The sequence below is a fragment of the Mesorhizobium sp. LCM 4577 genome, assembly GCF_001854795.2.
Classification (GTDB): domain Bacteria; phylum Pseudomonadota; class Alphaproteobacteria; order Rhizobiales; family Rhizobiaceae; genus Mesorhizobium; species Mesorhizobium plurifarium.
In genome coordinates, this window is record NZ_MDDU01000013.1 from 375,986 (window position 1) to 390,357 (window position 14,372).

At 64.4% G+C, this 14,372-nt stretch carries 13 protein-coding genes; 12 read left to right on the forward strand and 1 reads right to left on the reverse strand.

Annotated elements, in window-relative coordinates:
* Positions 1-6: 6 nt before the first annotated feature.
* A complete protein-coding gene (locus LCM4577_RS17060) occupies positions 7-1,035 on the reverse strand; it encodes a LacI family DNA-binding transcriptional regulator (protein ID WP_071072543.1) in 1,029 nt (342 codons plus the stop codon).
* Between the two features lie 352 nt (positions 1,036-1,387).
* Between LCM4577_RS17060 and LCM4577_RS17065 the strand changes: the two genes are divergently transcribed.
* From LCM4577_RS17065 to LCM4577_RS17120, 12 genes are all read left to right on the forward strand, one after another.
* Entirely contained in the window at positions 1,388-3,001 is a 1,614-nt protein-coding gene (locus tag LCM4577_RS17065) for an extracellular solute-binding protein (RefSeq protein WP_071072385.1), read from the forward strand.
* Positions 3,002-3,081: 80 nt separating this feature from the next.
* Positions 3,082-3,942 (forward strand): carbohydrate ABC transporter permease, encoded by an 861-nt coding sequence (locus LCM4577_RS17070; RefSeq protein ID WP_040984053.1) that lies wholly within the window; start codon positions 3,082-3,084, stop codon positions 3,940-3,942.
* Positions 3,939-4,898, forward strand: a complete 960-nt coding sequence (locus LCM4577_RS17075; protein ID WP_071072387.1) for a carbohydrate ABC transporter permease — start codon at positions 3,939-3,941, stop codon at positions 4,896-4,898. The genes LCM4577_RS17070 and LCM4577_RS17075 overlap by 4 nt, the downstream gene beginning before the upstream one ends.
* Positions 4,895-5,980, forward strand: coding sequence for an ABC transporter ATP-binding protein (locus LCM4577_RS17080; protein ID WP_071032177.1), 1,086 nt, complete (start codon positions 4,895-4,897; stop codon positions 5,978-5,980). The genes LCM4577_RS17075 and LCM4577_RS17080 overlap by 4 nt, the downstream gene beginning before the upstream one ends.
* A gap of 3 nt (positions 5,981-5,983) precedes the next feature.
* Positions 5,984-7,045, forward strand: a complete 1,062-nt coding sequence (locus tag LCM4577_RS17085; protein ID WP_071072389.1) for an ABC transporter ATP-binding protein — start codon at positions 5,984-5,986, stop codon at positions 7,043-7,045.
* A 35-nt stretch (positions 7,046-7,080) separates the two neighbouring features.
* The gene (locus LCM4577_RS17090; RefSeq protein ID WP_071072390.1) at positions 7,081-8,166 is read left to right on the forward strand and encodes a Gfo/Idh/MocA family protein; all 1,086 of its coding nucleotides are present in this window, start codon (positions 7,081-7,083) and stop codon (positions 8,164-8,166) included.
* 55 nt (positions 8,167-8,221) lie between these two features.
* Complete coding sequence (locus LCM4577_RS17095) at positions 8,222-9,136, forward strand: sugar phosphate isomerase/epimerase (RefSeq protein WP_041007761.1); 915 nt, start codon at positions 8,222-8,224, stop codon at positions 9,134-9,136.
* 69 nt (positions 9,137-9,205) lie between these two features.
* A complete protein-coding gene (locus LCM4577_RS17100) occupies positions 9,206-10,150 on the forward strand; it encodes a substrate-binding domain-containing protein (protein ID WP_071032173.1) in 945 nt (314 codons plus the stop codon).
* A gap of 62 nt (positions 10,151-10,212) precedes the next feature.
* Complete coding sequence (locus LCM4577_RS17105) at positions 10,213-11,217, forward strand: ABC transporter permease (RefSeq protein ID WP_071072545.1); 1,005 nt, start codon at positions 10,213-10,215, stop codon at positions 11,215-11,217.
* A 5-nt stretch (positions 11,218-11,222) separates the two neighbouring features.
* Positions 11,223-11,996 (forward strand): ATP-binding cassette domain-containing protein, encoded by a 774-nt coding sequence (locus LCM4577_RS17110; protein ID WP_071072392.1) that lies wholly within the window; start codon positions 11,223-11,225, stop codon positions 11,994-11,996.
* 4 nt (positions 11,997-12,000) lie between these two features.
* On the forward strand, positions 12,001-13,182 hold the full coding sequence (locus LCM4577_RS17115; protein WP_071072394.1) for an aldose 1-epimerase family protein: 1,182 nt from the start codon (positions 12,001-12,003) through the stop codon (positions 13,180-13,182).
* Between the two features lie 82 nt (positions 13,183-13,264).
* The gene (locus tag LCM4577_RS17120) at positions 13,265-14,350 is read left to right on the forward strand and encodes a fatty acid desaturase family protein (RefSeq protein WP_071032235.1); all 1,086 of its coding nucleotides are present in this window, start codon (positions 13,265-13,267) and stop codon (positions 14,348-14,350) included.
* Positions 14,351-14,372 lie beyond the last annotated feature (22 nt).

The window sequence follows — 14,372 nt, forward strand, 5'->3', positions numbered from 1 at the left end:
GGCGGCTCAAATCTCCGGGATGCTCTCGCGGAAAATCACTTGCAGCCGCGGCTGGTGGAGCTCGTAGGGCAATCCCCTGACGGAGTGAGCGAGGATGTTGAGCGCTTCCCTGGCCTCGACGCGCGGGTTCTGGTCGATGACCGCGTCGAGCGTGCCGTCGAGCAGAAGCTCCTTGGTGCCGTCCGTCACCTCATGGCCGAGGAAGATGATCTCCTTCGCGCGTCCGCGCTCCTTCAGCGCGCGGGCGATGCCTGTGTTGCCGGCGCCGACATTGTAGATCGCGGCGAGGTCAGGGTGGCGTTCGAGCAGGGCCGAGGCTTCCGAATAAGCCTTTTCGCGGTCGTCGAGCATTTCACGCATCTCGACGATCTCGAGGTTGGGAGATTCCTCGGCGACGATATGGCGAAAGCCCATCTCGCGCTCCTCATGGCCGCGATAGGCAAGCGAGCCGGCGAACAGCGCGACCTTGCCCGGATGTCCGGCGCCCATGAAGCGGTTGAGGAGATAACCGGCCAGACGGCCCGCGGCGCGGTTGTCGATACCGATATAGGCGACCCGCGGCACATGCAGGATGTCGGAGGCGATGGTCACGACCTTGATGTCGCTCGCCGAGAGCGAGCGGATCGCCTCACGCACCGTCGGGTGGTCGAGCGCGATGACGCCGACGCCTTGCGTCTGGCCGTGCAGATCCTGCAGCAAACGGGCAAGCCGGTCGGGGTTGAAGCCTTCGATGGTGGTCACGCGGACGTCGAGATCGGGTCGGGTCAACGCCTGAGCCTCGATGTGCCGGTGCAAGAGCTTGATGAAGGAGTTGGTGCCGGCCGGCAGCGCGAAGTCGAGCCGGATCGTCTGCCCCGGCACGGTTCGTTGCGGCGCGCCGTTCGGCGTTTCGGCGATGTAGCCCAGGCGCTGCGCCATCTCGATGACGATCTCGCGCGTGCGGGCCCGCACGCCCGGCCGGTTGTTGAGCACACGGTCGACCGTGGCCGGAGAAACGCCGGCTTCGCGGGCTATGTCTGTCAGGGTTGACCGCACGTCGAGCACCTCATCGCAAGCATCAAAATCACGCAGCGTCCACTCAGTTCCGGAAAACGCCTCAGCAGCGACCGCGATTCTGATGTGAAATGATGTAACCGCCCTTGGCTTGCGCGCAAGCCGGCGCGGTACACAAGGCGGCGAAGGTCGGGCCAAGCCGGTCGGATCGCGGCAAGAACCCCTCAAATCCAAGCAATAGGTGCGAGGTGCCGGGTATGTTGGACTGCATTCTCTCCCTCATTTGCGATCTTATGACGTATTTTGAGTATTTATGATGTTGACAGGCTTCACGCGCTGTCGTCAATATCCCTCACGCGGGCCATGGAGGAACAGGCCCCGAGGGAGGAATTCGATGTCTCATTTGATCCGCATGTCGCGGCGCCGCCTGCTGGCGTCCGGAGGAAAGGCCGCGGTGTTCGTCGCCGCGACCGGTATTGCACCGCAGTTCATTCGTCCCGGCCGCGCCTTCGCGGCTGATGCGCTGGCGCCCGGCATGATCGGCGGGCCGACCGGCTTCGACGGCGCCGAACGCTACCAGTACGGACCCGACACGCCTGAAGGGCGAGCGGTCGAGGCGGCCAAGGCGCTGAAGGCGGCCGGCAAGGCGCCGGCGAAGATCGTGCTCGGCCTGTCCGATGGCTCGATCGGCCAGCTGACCAAGCCGTTCCCGGCCGGCGCGCCGTCGATCAAGGATCTCTGGGAAAAGGAAACCGGCATCCAGATCGAGATCGTCGGCCTGCCGAACGGCCAGGAATTCACCAAGACGATGCAGGACATCTCCACCAAGGGTGGGGCCTACGACATCTACTCGACCGAATGGAACCGGCTTGGCGATCTCGCCGAAACCGGCGGCATCGCCAAGCTCGACGACTTCGTCGCCAAGCACAAGCCGGAGTGGGACGACCCGAAGCAGGGCTACGTCAACGGCGCCAAGGGCGTGTCGCTGCTCAACCAGTATCGCGGCTCGACCTATGGCGTGTCGCTGGACGGCGATTTCCAGACCTGGGTCTACCGCACCGATCTGTTCGGCGACGCCGCCGAGCAGAAGGCGTTCAAGGACAAATACGGCTACGATCTTGCGCCGCCGAAGACCTGGAAGCAGCACGGCGATGTCGCGGCCTTCTTCCAGCGGCCGGACAAGGGCCTGTTCGGCTCGACCGATCTGCGCAACCAGGGCTGGGGCTACACCAACTGGTACCAGCGCTATGTCTCGATGGCCTCGCCCAACCAGTTCCTGTTCGGCGACGACGGCAAGCCGCTGATCAATTCCGAGCAAGGCATCGCGGCGACGAAGGAATATGTGGATTCGCTGGCGCACCATTCGCCGGACGCGATCTCGTGGGGCTGGCCGGAGCAGTATGGCAATTTCGCCAAGGGCGGTGCGGCGATGACCTGCGCCTTCTCCAACCTGCCGAAATTCCTCGACAATGCCGGCAACAAGGATTCCGCCGTCACCGGCAAGATCGGCTCGATGCTGCCGCCGGGACGCGAGATCGACGGCAAGCTGATCAGCCGCTCGGTGCTCTGGTTCTCGCTGACCGGCATGGTCTCGTCGCAGTCGAAGAATCCGGAGGCGGCCTATCTCTTGCTGCAGTGGCTCGGCTCGGCCCGCATCTATGCCTGGATGAGCGCCAATCCCGGCGGCTATCTCGATCCGTTCCGGCTGTCGGACTTCGCCGATCCGCTGGTACGCCAGACCTATCACGCCTACCACATGGACGTGGTGCGCGAGACGGTGGCGCGCACGGTGCCAACCATCAACTATCCCGGCGCCACCGCCTTCCACAATGCGCTCGACGAGAACCTCGTGGCCTCGCTGACCAAGGCCAAGACGCCGGAGCAAGCGATGGCCGACACAGAGCGGGAGTGGAAGAAGATCGCGCGCCGCATCGGCGAGGACAAGCTCCTCGAAGCCATCAAGACCAACAAGGAGGCCTGGCCGACCGTTCTCGATCCGATCAGCTGATCCGCCTCCCTGGATCAGAACCGGAGGGGAGGGGCGTCAGCTCTTCCCCTCCTTCCTAACGCCACCAGCAAAGCAGCCAGATGAAGCGTTCCGTTCCTTTCGAGATATTCCGCTACGCCGCGATCCTCGCGGCGATGGCGGTGACGCTGGTGCCGATCCTGTGGATGGTGTCGATGGCCTTCAAGCCGATCGGCGAGTGGTCGGCGACGGGCGCCGACCTGACCTGGTGGCCGAAGCAGCCGACGCTTGCCAATTTCCAGTTCGTGTTCGGCCACTCAACCAACGACCTGATCGTCGCGCTCGACCACACGGCGGTGAAGCCGATCCTGTCGTCGCTCTTGTCGGCGGTGTTCGGAACCGTGATCGCCATGTCGGCGGGCACCGCCGCAGCCTATGGCTTGTCGCGCTTCGGCTCCGGCCAGAACCTGCCGCTGGCGCTGATCCAGCTCCGGCTGTTTCCGCCGATGGCCGTCATGATCCCGGTGATGATCATGTGGGCGTTCCTCAATCTCAACGACACGTGGTGGGGACTGGCGCTGATCTACGGCATCGTCACGCTGCCCTTCGCCTTCTGGCTGATGAAGACCTTCTTCGACGACATGCCACGTGAGATCGAGGAGGCGGCCCTCGTCGAGGGCTGCTCGCGGCTGCGCGTCTTCACCCGCATCACGCTGCCGATGATGCGCGCGCCTCTGGCAAGCGCTGCGCTCTTCGTGTTCATCCTCAACTGGTCGGATTATCTCATCGCGCTGCTGCTCACGACGCGCGAATGGGTGACGATCCCCGTCTATATGGCGTCGTTGTCCTCCTCGATGACTGGACAGCTCTACGGCGCCAAGGCCGCGCTCGGCCTGATCGCGGCGGTGCCGCCGGTGATCATGGGCATCGCCATCCAGCGTCACCTGGTGCGTGGGCTGACCTTCGGAGCGCTCAAGCAATGAGCGCGGTGACGGCGACGATTGCGGAGGACAAGATGGGCGCCGTGCATGCCAAGCCGGCCCAGCGGGACGAGGGCGCGCGGCTGGGCTTTCGCCTGACCCTACCGGCGCAGATCCTGGTGCTGTTCATCTCGGCCTTTCCGCTTCTGATGCAGCTCTACATCAGCGTCACCGACTGGTCGCCGCTGTCGGGTGTCGGCTGGTGGAACGCCTGGGAGATGTGGAACAGCTTCGCCAACTACACAGACCTCGCGGCCGACACGCGCTTCTGGAGCGCGCTGCAGCGTACCGCGATCGTCATGCTGGTCTGCGTGCCGGCGGAGTTCCTGCTGGGCCTCGCGCTGGCGACGCTGTTCGCCGACGATTTTCCCGGCAAGCGCATCTTCTATTCGATCCTCTTGATGCCGATGATGGTCGTGCCCGCGGTCGCCGGCTACATGTTCTTCATGCTTTTCCAGTCGGGCGGTCCGGTGAACGACATCCTGTCACGGATCGTTGGCGCGCCGGTCACCATCGCCTGGCTGTCGGATCCGACCCTGGCGCTGATCGCCGTCATGATCGCCGACATCTGGCAGTGGACGCCGCTGATGTTCCTCATTCTGCTCGCCGGCCTGGTCGGCGTGCCGGAGGACCAGATGAAGGCCGCGACGCTGCTCGGCGCCAATGCCTGGCAGCGCTTCACCACGATCGTGTTGCCGAAGATGAAGACGATCATCATTATCGCGCTGGCGATCCGGGTGATCGAGAATTTCAAGATATTCGACACGCTCTACATCATGACCGGCGGCGGCCCCGGCGTCGCCACCGAGACGATCTCCGTCTATATCTACAAGGTCACCACGCAGGACCTGATCTGGGGCTATGTGGCGGCGATCGCGCTGGCTATCCTGATCGTGCTCTCGATCGTCGCGGTCTACGCCATGAAGCGCATGTCGAAGAGCCGGGAGGAGCCGGCATGAGCGCGATCCACTTGCAAAACCTGGTCAAGAAGTTCGGCGACTTCACCGCGCTGAAGACGATGGACCTCGAGATCGCCGATGGCGAGTTCATGGCGCTGCTCGGACCTTCGGGCTGCGGCAAATCGACGACGATGAACATGATCGCCGGCATGGAAGAGCCGACCAGCGGCAAGATCCTGTTCGGCGAGCGCGACATGGCCGGCGTGCCGATGGGACGGCGCGGCGTGGGCTTCGTCTTCCAGAACTACGCCATCTTCACCCATATGACGGTGCGGCAGAACCTGGCCTACGGGCCCAGGATGCGTGGCGCCGCCAAGGCCGAGATCGACCGCCGCGTCGGCGCCATCGCCGAGATGCTGCAGTTGACGCCATTGCTCGACCGCAAGGCTGACAGGCTGTCGGTCAACATCCTGCAGCGCGTGGCGATCGGCCGCTCGGCGATCATGGAGCCGGCGATCTTCCTGCTCGACGAGCCGCTCTCCAATGTCGACGCCGCCTTCCGCGCGGTGATGCGCACCGAGCTCAAGCAGCTGCAGCGCCAGTTCAGGCAGACGATGGTCTATGTCACGCATGACCAGCTCGAGGCCATGACCATGGCCGACCGCATCGCGGTGATGGACCATGGCGTGCTGCAGCAGGTCGGCACGCCGCTCGAGGTCTACAACAATCCGGCCAATGTCTTCGTCGCGCGCTTCATCGGCGCACCGGGCATGAACCTGCTCAAGGGCAGCCCGGCGGAAAGTGACCGCGGACTGGTGATCGATCTCGGACCGCTTGGCGTCACGCCGCCCTTGCCGGGTGAACTGGCTTCGGCCGTGCGCGCGGCGCGCGGCGACGTGCTCTACGGCTTCCGGCCCGAGCAAGTGGCGCTTGCCGAGCGCGGGCTCTCGATGCCGGTGAGCTTCGTCGAGCGCATAGGCGCGCGCACCATCGTCCATCTCGGCGAAGGCGAGAGCGCGGTGAAGGCGGTGTTCGAGAACGATGTCGGGCTGTCGGTCGGGCAGACGGCGACCTTTGCGCCGCCGGCCTCGTCGGTGCGCGTCTTCGATGCTTCCACCGGCCTCGCAGTGAAGGCGGGCTGAGCCATGGCCGATATCGTTTTCCGCAATGTCACCAAACGCTACGGCAACACGCTTGCCGTCGACGATGCTTCCTTCACCGTCAACGACAACGAGTTCTTCTGCTTCTTCGGCCCGCCGCTGTCGGGCAAGTCGACGATCCTGCGCCTTGTGCTCGGCCTGGAAGCCCCGGATCAGGGCGAGATCCTGATCGGCGGCAAGCCGGTCAACAGCGTCTCGCCGGCCGAACGCAACGTCGCCATGGTGTTCCAGAACCTGGCGCTGTTCCCGCATATGAGCGCGCGCGACAATGTCCGCTTCCCGCTGGTCGAGCGGAAAGTGGCGGAAGCCGAGATCGAGAAGCGGCTGGCGGACGTCGCCACAAAACTTCACATCGGCCATATCCTGCACAAGCCGCCGGCGCAGCTTTCCGGCGGCGAGCGGCAGCGCGTGGCGATCGCGCGCGCCCTGGTGCGCGACCCGGCCGCCTATCTGATGGACGATCCGATCTCGGCGCTCGATGCCAGGCTGCGCGAGGAGACGCGCGTCGAGCTGAAGCGCATCCAGCGCGAGCTCGGCAAGACGCTGATCTATGTCACGCACGACCAGGAAGAGGCGATGTCGGTCGCCGACCGCATGGCCATCCTCGAAAACGGCCGGATCCGTCAGATCGGCGCGCCGGCGGAGATCTACGACCGTCCGGCAAGCGCCTATGTAGCGCGCATGCTCGGCTCGCCGATGATGAACATCCTGCCGTCGGTGCGCGGTGCGGGTGCGATCGAAGCGGCCGAGGGCGCAATCCGCATCGCCGATGACAAAGCGCCGGCCGAGGCGATCGAGATCGGACTCAGGCCCGAGGACATCAAGGTCCGGCCCTGGACGGACAACGGGACGAAGGACGGCCGCCCGGCGCGGGTGTTCGKGGTCGAGCCGCTCGGCGGCTACACCGTGGTGACCATAGAAGCCGGGCAGGCGCGGCTGAGAGCATTGCTGCGCGGCCAGCCCGACATCAGGCCGGATGCGATGGTGGCGATATCCTGCGAGCCGGGTCGCGTGCATTATTTCGACCAGGACGGAGGYGCGCTGTGACGGCGGCCGCAAGGACAGAATTTCGGGAGGAAGTGATGGCAGAAAAAGGCTTCGAGCCGGACGTCAAGGTTCGCACCAGGGAATACCGGATCGGTTGCGTCGGCGCCGGCATGATCATGGCCGAGTGCCATCTGGCGGCCTACAAGGAAGCCGGTTTCCCGGTGGTAGCGATCGCCTCCCGCACCAAGGCGAATGCCGAGAAGGTGGCGACGCGCTGGGGCATTGCGACCGTTCACGACACGCCGGAACAGCTGATCGAGGATCCCAGCGTCGAGATCATCGATCTGGCCTTTCCGCCGGACCAGCAGCCGGCGCTGATCCGCCATGCGCTGAAGCAGAAGCACATCAAGGCGATCCTGGCGCAGAAGCCGCTGGCGCTGTCGGTCGAGGAAGCCGTCAAGCTCCGCGACGAAGCGGCGAAGTCCGGCAAGATCCTCTCGGTCAACCAGAACATGCGCTACGACCAGTCGATGCGTGTCCTGAAACAGATCATCGACAGCGGCGCGCTCGGCGACATCGTCTTCGCGCAGATCGACATGCATGCGATCCCGCATTGRCAGACCTTCCTTCAAGGTTACGACCGGCTGACGCTAGCCAATATGAGCGTGCACCACCTCGACGTGCTGCGCTTCCTGTTCGGCGATCCCGACGAGATCACGACGCTGACGCGCAAGGACCCGCGCACTCGGTTCGACCATTCCGACGGCATCACCGTGTCGACACTGCGCTTCCCGTCGGGCGTGCTTGCGGTGTCGCTGGAGGACGTTTGGTCCGGCCCCCGCCAGGAGGGCTACAAGGACGACCAGCACATCAACTGGCGCGTCGACGGCACCAAGGGCGTCGCCAAGGGCACGATCGGCTGGCCGACCGGTGCGGCCTCGACGCTGACCTACGCTTCGGCCGAGACGACTGGCGGCGAGTGGATGAGCCCGAGCTGGGAGACGATGTGGTTCCCGCATGCCTTCATCGGCGTGATGGAGCAGCTCCAGCACGCGGTGAAGACCGGTACGCCGCCGGCGCTCTCCGTCGCAGACAACGTCAAGACCATGGCGCTGGTCGAGGCAGGCTATCGCTCGATGGCGGCGGGCCGCACGGTCAAGCTTTCCGAAATCTCTATCTGATCACCGCAACCGAAACACCAGACAACTGAATCGCTTACAGGGAGGAATTCACACCATGATGCAGGCAGGTATTTTCACGGGCTATTTCCCRTACGGCCTCGAGGAGACGGCGAAGAAGATCCGCGGGCTTGGTTTCAACACGGTGCAGCTCGATCTGCACTTCAAGGATATCGATCTGTCGGCCGGCCAGATCACCAAGGACAAGGCGAAGAAGGTGCGCGACACCTTCCGCGACCACAACCTGCCGGTCTGCTGCGTGTCGGGCTATACGAACATCATCCACCCGGACAAGGCGGAGCGCGAGAAGCGCGTCGGCTATCTCAAGGAGATCATCCGCAACGCGCGCCATTTCGGCTCGCCTTACGTGATCTCGGAGACCGGCACCTACAACACCGAGTCCGACTGGGTGCATCACCCGAAGAACAAGACCGAAGAAGGTTTTGAAGAGTGCCGCAAGGTGATCGCCGACCTTGCCCAGACGGCTTACGACCACGGCGCGGTGTTCCTGCTCGAAACCTATGTCAACAACGTCGTCGGCTCGGTCGAGGAGACGGTGAAGATGTTCGCGCAGGTCGACCACCCCGGCCTCGGCCTGCTGATGGACCCGACCAACTATTTCGAGACCCACAACATCGACCGGATGGACCAGATCCTGAACCAGGTCTTCGACACGCTGACCGACAAGATCAAAATAGCGCACGCCAAGGACGTGAAGCGTTCCGGCGACGACAAGTCCGAGAAGCATGCCGATATCGGCGATGCGGACGCGATGGAAAGCCACACCTTCCGCGGTGTCGGCGAGATCGAGCTACCGGCTCCGGGCCTCGGCTCGCTGAACTACGACCTCTACCTCCAGCGTCTCGCCGAAAAGCATCCGAACATCCCGATGATCATCGAGCATCTGTCGGAAGACGACGTGCCACGCGCCAAGAAGTTCCTCGACGGGAAGCTGCGCGCCAACGGCCTCTAAGATCGCCGGGCGCCGCCCCGTTTCGGGGGCGGCGCCCGCATTCGCAAGATAGGGAGTGGAGGAAACGAGATGTTGAAATTCGGATTGAAGCTGGCGGCCGCGGCGGCCGTGTTCGCGGGCGTCGCGTTCGGCTCGGCGGCGCAGGCCGCGGATGGCCAGAAGACGTTCTATCTCTTGTCGCATGGCGGCCCGTCCGACGCGTTCTGGATCGACTGGAACGCCGGCGCCACGAAGGCCTGTGACCAGCTCAAGGTGACCTGCAAGATCTCCTTCAGCGGCGGCGATATGGCGGCGCAGAAGGAAGCTTTCAATTCGGCGCTTGCCGCCAAGCCGGACGGCATCGCCACCACCTCGGCGCAACCGGGCTTGTGGACCGAGGAGGTCAAGGCCGCCAAGGCTGCCGGCATCCCGATCGTGTTCTTCAACACGGACGACCCGGCCACCGGACGCCAGGCCTATGTCGGCGCCGACCTCAGGGAAGCCGGCGCGATCTGGGCGAAATATCTCGTCGACCATAAGATGGTGAAGCAGGGCGCCAAGGTGTTCCTGCCGGTCGAGGTGCCCGGCGCCAGCTACCAGCAGCTCGAGACGGAAGGCATCGCCAGCGTCTTCGATCCGCTCGGCATCAAATATGACGTGGTCGATTGYGGCACCGATCCGGCCGGCATCATCGCCAAGATGACCGACTACATGGTCGCCAACAATCCGCCGGCGATCATCGCGCTGGGCGATTCCGTGGCGGCGAGCGTCAAGCGGGTGTTCGACGGCGCCGGCATCCCGGCCGGCAAGATCCCGGTCGTCGGCTGGGGCAATTCGAAGGAGACGGCGCAGGCGGTCAAGGACGGGTTCGTCAACGCCGCCGCCTGGCAATACCCCTCGGCGCAAGGCTTCATGCCGGTCGCGCTGCTCGGGCTCGCCGCTTCGGGCGAACCGATCGGCTACGACATCCACACATTCGGCCTCTATGACGCCTCCAGCGTCGAGCCGATCCTGAAGCTCTACGACAAGAAGTGAGAGAACTGGCGCCCGTCGCGCGAGCGTCGGGCGCCATGCAGAAAAGCATGGTTCAGCAAGTCATGACAGTTACAGCGGAAGATGGCGCGGGGCGCGCGAAAGGCAGGTCGAGCCTGATGCGCTCGCCGCAATTCTCCTCCTTCGTCATCCTCGTCGTGCTTCTGGTGGTGTTCGCGGTCGCCGACGGCAATTTCCTGTCGCCGCTCAACATCTCCAACATGATGGCGTTCCTGCCGGAGCTCGGCATTATCGCGCTCGGCATGACGCTGCTTCTGACCGCCGGCGAATTCGACCTGTCGGTCGGCGCGGTGTTCGGCCTGGCGCCGGTGATGGTGATGCTGCTGGTGCAGAATACCGGGGTCGATATCGGCGTGGCGCTGCTCGCAGGGCTGCTGCTCTGCATCGCGATCGGCGCGATCAATGGCGTGATCGTCACCAAGATCGGCATCTCCTCCTTCCTGGTGACGCTATCGATGCTGCTCATCGTGCGCGGCGCCGCGCTCTACATCACGCAGGGCTTTCCGCTGAAGTCCTGGGACCAGCCCGRCTTCTTCGTGACGCTGCTCGCCGGCAGCTTCAATATCGGCGCTTTCCGCTTCTACACCTCGCTCTGGTGGTTCATCGGGCTCTCRCTGCTTGCGGTCTATGTGCTGCGCTATGCGAAGCTCGGCAACTGGATCAGCGCCATCGGCTCCAACCGCAACGCGGCGGTGGCGCGCGGCGTGCCGGCCGATGCGGTCAAGATCTGGCTGTTCATCGCGACCTCCGTGCTCGCCGGTCTCGCCGGCATGATCAGCGCTTTCCGCATCTCGGCGGCCTCGCCGGTGGCGGGAACCGGCTATGAGCTCGAGGTGATCGCCATGGTCGTGGTCGGCGGCACGGCGCTGACGGGCGGGCGCGGCACGATTCTCGGCACCATCGTCGGCGCGCTGATGCTGCGCGCGATCCGCAACGGCATCGTGCTCGTCGGCGTGCCCGGGCTCGCCTACAACATCTTCGTCGGGGTCATCATCCTCGCCATGCTCATCCTGCACGCTTTGCTGCAGAAAAACGCCGCAAGGAGCTGACGACGATGCAGGAAGTGCTCCGGCTGCAGAACCTGCAAAAATCCTTCGGCAGCGTGCGCGCGCTGAAGAATGCCTCGCTGACGCTCAAGGAAGGCGAGGTGGTGGCGCTGCTCGGCGACAACGGCGCCGGCAAGTCGACCCTGATCAAGGCGATCTCGGGCGTCTTCCCGATCGATCGCGGCGATATCTATGTCCGCGGCGAGAAGGTCTCGATCCGCTCGACGCGCGAGGCGATGGACCTCGGCATCGAGACCATCCATCAGGACACATCGCTTGCGCCCGACCTCAGCATTGCGCGCAACCTGTTCCTCGGCCGCGAGCCGGTCAATCTCAAATGGCTGGGCGTCTTCGCGCCGCTCGACCTCGCCAAATTGCGCGACGCGGCCTCGGCGTTGCTGAAGCGCGTCGGCATCTCCAAGAAGCTCGACGCCGACGCCCTGGTCTCGACGCTGTCAGGCGGCGAGCGGCAGTCGATCGCCATCTCGCGCGCCATGCAGTTCGCCGCCAAGGTGATCATCCTCGACGAGCCGACCAACAATCTCGGCGTCGAGGAGASGCATGGCGTGCTGCGCTTCGTCAAGGAGATGCGCGAGGCCGGGCATTCGGTGCTCTTGATCACCCACAACATCCACCATGTCTTCGAGGTCGCCGACCGCATCATCGTCATGCGCCGCGGCGAGATCGTCGCCGAGCAGACCGTCGCCGACACCGACCTGTTGACCGTGGAAAGCCTGATAACCGGCGCCGACCTTTCGGCCCTGATGAAAAGGGCGCAGTGACGGCATGGTGAAGCTCTACGGTCAGACGCTTTCGCGCCGGCAGGTCGCCGAACGCTCCGGCATGCTGTCGCAATTCGCCGGGGTGCGGCTGATGACACTCGGCGACGGCGTCGAGCGCGGCATCCGCATGCTCGAATTCCGGACGGGCTCTGGGCTGCGCTTCACCGTGCTGGTCGATCGCGCGCTCGACATCGCCGATTGCGAGTACAAGGGCCAGGCGATCGGCTGGCATTCGCCGAGCGGTTTCCGCAACCCCGGCCTGCATGACTATGAAGGCGAGGACGGCTTCGCCTGGGGGCGGTCCTTTTCCGGACTGCTGGTCACCTGCGGCCTCGACCATATTCTCGGCCGCAACGAGGTGCCGGCCGAAAACTACAATTATCCCGGACGCAAGACCGTGACGCATTCGCTGCACGGGCGCATCGGCACCATTCCGGCGCGGCTCTCCGGCTATGGCGAAAGCTGGGACGGCGACCGCTGCGTCTTATGGGCGGAAGGGATCGTCCAGCAGGCGAGCGTGTTCGGCGAGGACCTGCATCTCATCCGCCGCATCGAGGCCGATGTCGGCGGCAGCGAGATCCGGCTCTCGGACCGCGTCGTCAACCACGGCTTCCACCGCACGCCGCATATGTATTTCTACCATGTCAATGTCGGGCATCCGCTGCTCGACGAAGGCTCGCGCTATCTGGCGCCGATCCGCGACGTGGTCTGGGCCGCGCATGCCGGCGAGCGCTACGAAGCGCAGAAGGTTGGCTACCGCACGGTGCCGGCGCCGCAATTGGGCTTCAGCGAGCAGGTCTGGCAGCATGAGATGGGCGCCGACAGCAAGGGCGAGGTGCCGGTCGCCGTCGTCAACGACCGGCTTGGCCTCGGCTTCGAGGTCGTCACCCGCAAGGACCAACTGCCCTGCTGCTATGAGTGGCAGAATTTCGAGGCTGGGCAGTATGCGCTTGGCATCGAGCCCTCGACGCACCATGTGCTCGGCAATCTAGCCGCGCGCGAGCGCGGCGAGATGATCTGGCTGGAGCATGGCGAGACCCGCGCCTATGACGCGGTGTTCCGCGTCCTCGACGGCAAGGATGCGATTGCCGATGCGGAACGAAGGATCGCGGCCATCGCCCGCCAGCCCGAGCAGGATTATCCTCAGCCCTCCGGCAATTTCCCAAGACTGGCGGGCAGGGCATGAGCGCGACATTTATCCATAGCAAGCCCTCCGGCCGGCGGACCGGATTGCCAGCGCTCAGTGAAGATTGGAGGCCGATGTGACGATGGCGAAGAAGCGCGACTACAGCCTTGTCGGCGAAAGCACGCGCCGGGCGATCGAGACCGGACTTGCGTCGGCCGAGTGGTACCACACCGACGTGGCGCGCAAGACCATGAAGGAATTGATGCAGCGCTCCGACGGGCCGGCGATCCGCGACACCATCATCTGGATCGCCGCGATCCTAGGCTCGGCGGCCGGCATCATCTGGTTCTGGGGCAGCTGGTGGATCGTGCCGTTCCTGTTCGTCTACGGCGTGCTCTACGGCTCGTCGAGCGACTCGCGCTGGCATGAATGCGGCCACGGCACCGCCTTCCGCACGCGCTGGATGAACGACGTCGTCTATCACATCGCCTCGTTCATGCTGATGCGCAACCCGGTGCAATGGCGCTGGAGCCATGCGCGCCACCACACCGACACCATCATCGTCGGCCGCGACGCCGAGATCGCGGTGATGCGGCCGCCGGACCTCATCAAGGCGGCTTTGGCTTTCACCGGCATCCTCGACTTCCGCTATTCGCTGCCGACGCTGGTGCGCCAGGCCTTCGGCACATTGTCGGACGACGAGAAGAGCTACATCCCAGAGATGGAGCAGCACAAGGCGGTGACCGCGGCGCGCTGGCACATGGCGGTATACGTCGCGACGATCGCTGTCGCGATCGCGCTTAAATCATGGATACCGCTGGTGCTGATCGGCCTGCCGCGCCTCTACGGCACCTGGCACATGGTGYTGACGGGGCTTTTGCAGCATATCGGGCTCGCCGACAACGTCACCGATCACCGGCTGAACACCCGCACCGTCTATATGAATCCGATCAGCCGGTTCATCTACTGGAACATGAACTACCATGTCGAGCACCACATGTTCCCGATGGTCCCCTACCACGCGCTGCCGAAGCTACATGAACTGATCAAGCACGATCTGCCGGTGGCGAACCCGTCGATGTGGCATGCCTATCGCGAGGTCTGGCCGGTGCTGCTCAGGCAGCTGAAATATGAGGACTATTATCTCAAGCGTGAATTGCCGCCGACGGCCAAGCCCTATCGCGGCGAATTCCATGATCTCGACATAACGGCCGCGGCCGCCGAATAGGCGTCGCGCGGCAATCCAAAAG

Bases quoted from the DNA above. Each gene is read 5' to 3' on its own strand.
- LCM4577_RS17065 (WP_071072385.1), top strand. From the start codon at position 1,388: ATGTCTCATTTGATCCGCATGTCGCGGCGCCGCCTGCTGGCGTCCGGA.
- LCM4577_RS17070 (WP_040984053.1), top strand. From the start codon at position 3,082: ATGAAGCGTTCCGTTCCTTTCGAGATATTCCGCTACGCCGCGATCCTC.
- LCM4577_RS17075 (WP_071072387.1), top strand. From the start codon at position 3,939: ATGAGCGCGGTGACGGCGACGATTGCGGAGGACAAGATGGGCGCCGTG.
- LCM4577_RS17080 (WP_071032177.1), top strand. From the start codon at position 4,895: ATGAGCGCGATCCACTTGCAAAACCTGGTCAAGAAGTTCGGCGACTTC.
- LCM4577_RS17115 (WP_071072394.1), top strand. From the start codon at position 12,001: ATGGTGAAGCTCTACGGTCAGACGCTTTCGCGCCGGCAGGTCGCCGAA.